We start from the raw sequence: 3,144 nt of genomic DNA, 5'->3' as shown, positions 1-3,144 counted from the left end.
AACCTGGCGGTGCCCTACTCTCACATGGGGAAGCCCCACACTACCATCGGCATTACAGCGTTTCACTTCTGAGTTCGGTATGGTGTCAGGTGGTTCCACCGCACTATCGCCGCCAGGATAATTCTTTGATAACTTTTATTCTAACTTCTATCTATGTTCTTCATTGGCCACAAGCTGAACGTTTAGTTAATTTCTTTTTCTTTCACTCTGTTTTCCAAAAACACTTGAGCGTTGTATAGTTAAGCCTCTCGGGCAATTAGTATGCGTTAGCTCAATGACTCACATCACTTACACACCGCACCTATCTACGTCTTAGTCTTAAACAACCCTTACAGATTTTAAATCTGGGAGAACTCATCTCTTGGCAAGTTTCGTGCTTAGATGCTTTCAGCACTTATCTCTTCCGCACTTAGCTACCCGGCAATGCGTCTGGCGACACAACCGGAACACCAGTGGTGCGTCCACTCCGGTCCTCTCGTACTAGGAGCAGCCCCAACCAATTCTCCAACGCCCACGGCAGATAGGGACCGAACTGTCTCACGACGTTCTAAACCCAGCTCGCGTACCACTTTAAATGGCGAACAGCCATACCCTTGGGACCTACTTCAGCCCCAGGATGTGATGAGCCGACATCGAGGTGCCAAACACCGCCGTCGATATGAACTCTTGGGCGGTATCAGCCTGTTATCCCCGGAGTACCTTTTATCCGTTGAGCGATGGCCCTTCCATTCAGAACCACCGGATCACTATGACCTACTTTCGTACCTGCTCGACTTGTCTGTCTCGCAGTTAAGCTTGCTTATACCATTGCACTAACCTCACGATGTCCGACCGTGATTAGCAAACCTTCGTGCTCCTCCGTTACTCTTTGGGAGGAGACCGCCCCAGTCAAACTACCCACCAGACACTGTCCGAGACCGCGTTCCGCAATCTTCGTTAGAACATCAAACGTTAAAGGGTGGTATTTCAAGGACGACTCCATAATCACTGGCGTGACTACTTCTAAGTCTCCCACCTATCCTACACATCAAAATTCAATGTTCAGTGTCAAGCTATAGTAAAGGTTCACGGGGTCTTTCCGTCTAGCCGCGGGTACACCGCATCTTCACGGCGATTTCAATTTCACTGAGTCTCGGGTGGAGACAGCCTGGCCATCATTATGCCATTCGTGCAGGTCGGAACTTACCCGACAAGGAATTTCGCTACCTTAGGACCGTTATAGTTACGGCCGCCGTTTACTGGGGCTTCGATCAGGAGCTTCTCTTTCGATTACACCATCAATTAACCTTCCAGCACCGGGCAGGCATCACACCCTATACGTCCACTTTCGTGTTTGCAGAGTGCTGTGTTTTTAATAAACAGTTGCAGCCAGCTGGTATCTTCGACCGGTTCAACCTTCAGGGGCTAGCCCTTACAATCTACGCCGGCGCACCTTCTCCCGAAGTTACGGTGCTATTTTGCCTAGTTCCTTCACCCGAGTTCTCTCAAGCGCCTGAGTATTCTCTACCTGACCACCTGTGTCGGTTTTCAGTACGGTTTAGTAAAGCCTTTCGCTTAGTGGCTTTTCCTGGAAGTGTGGTATCGGTTACTTCAGCTCCGTAGAGCCTCGTCATCATCTCTCAGTGTTAAGGAAGTCCGGATTTGCCTAAACTTCCCACCTACCAACTTAAACGCACATATCCAACAGTGCGATAACCTAACCTACTCCGTCCCCACATCGCAGCTTTACCAAGTACAGGAATATTAACCTGTTTCCCATCGACTACGCTCTTCAGCCTCGCCTTAGGGGCCGACTCACCCTGCCCCGATTAACGTTGGACAGGAACCCTTGGTCTTCCGGCGAACGGGTTTTTCACCCGTTTTATCGTTACTTATGTCAGCATTCGCACTTGTGATACGTCCAGCATGCTTCTCAACACACCTTCTTCCGCTTACACAACGCTCCCCTACCCAACAGACTTACGTCTGATGCCGCAGCTTCGGTGCTATATTTCAGCCCCGTTACATCTTCCGCGCAGGCCGACTCGACTAGTGAGCTATTACGCTTTCTTTAAATGATGGCTGCTTCTAAGCCAACATCCTAGCTGTCTAAGCCTTCCCACTTCGTTTCCCACTTAATATAGACTTTGGGACCTTAGCTGGCGGTCTGGGTTGTTTCCCTCTCCACGACGGACGTTAGCACCCGCCGTGTGTCTCCTGAGTATCACTCTTTGGTATTCGTAGTTTGCATCGGGTTGGTAATCCGGGATGGACCCCTAGCCGAAACAGTGCTCTACCCCCAAAGGTGTCCGCTCAAGGCTCTACCTAAATAGATTTCGGGGAGAACCAGCTATCTCCCGGTTTGATTGGCCTTTCACCCCCAGCCACAAGTCATCCGCTAATTTTTCAACATTAGTCGGTTCGGTCCTCCAGTTAGTGTTACCCAACCTTCAACCTGCCCATGGCTAGATCACCGGGTTTCGGGTCTATACCTTGCAACTATTCGCCCAGTTAAGACTCGGTTTCCCTTCGGCTCCCCTATTCGGTTAACCTCGCTACAAAATATAAGTCGCTGACCCATTATACAAAAGGTACGCAGTCACCCTTTCAGGCTCCCACTGCTTGTACGTACAAGGTTTCAGGTTCTATTTCACTCCCCTCACCGGGGTTCTTTTCGCCTTTCCTTCACAGTACTGGTTCACTATCGGTCAATCAGGAGTATTTAGCCTTGGAGGATGGTCCCCCCATCTTCAAACAGGATATCACGTGTCCCGCCCTACTTCTCGTTAACTTAGTACCACAGCCTGGATGTCGAGTACGGGGCTATCACCCTGTGTCGCTAAGCTTCCCAGCTTATTCCTCTATCTCTGCTGCTATCATTAACAGGCTCTTTCGCTTTCGCTCGCCGCTACTAACGAAATCTCGGTTGATTTCTTTTCCTCGGGGTACTTAGATGTTTCAGTTCTCCCGGTTTGCCTCACTTACCTATGGATTCAGTAAGTGATAGTAGATTCTTCATCTACTGGGTTTCCCCATTCGGATATCTTGGATTAAACGCCTCTTATCGACTCATCCAAGCTTTTCGCAGATTAGCACGTCCTTCTTCGCCTCTGATTGCCAAGGCATCCACCTTGTACGCTTAGTCACTTAACTATACAACCTCAA

Annotated in this window: 2 rRNA genes; both read right to left on the bottom strand. The window is 49.5% G+C overall.

What is annotated here, in order from left to right:
* Nucleotide 1 precedes the first annotated feature (1 nt).
* Nucleotides 2-117: ribosomal RNA gene (rrf, locus tag KP710_RS09345) — 5S ribosomal RNA — on the bottom strand.
* A gap of 118 nt (nucleotides 118-235) precedes the next feature.
* Nucleotides 236-3,132 (bottom strand): 23S ribosomal RNA (locus KP710_RS09340).
* Nucleotides 3,133-3,144: the final 12 nt, after the last annotated feature.

Origin of the sequence: Haemophilus sp. SZY H35 (assembly GCF_018829705.1) — a bacterium.
In the GTDB taxonomy this organism is placed as follows: Bacteria; Pseudomonadota; Gammaproteobacteria; order Enterobacterales; family Pasteurellaceae; genus Haemophilus; species Haemophilus haemolyticus_K.
Note: the sequence above shows the minus strand (reverse complement) of the source record. Positions and strands in the feature narration are given on the sequence as shown.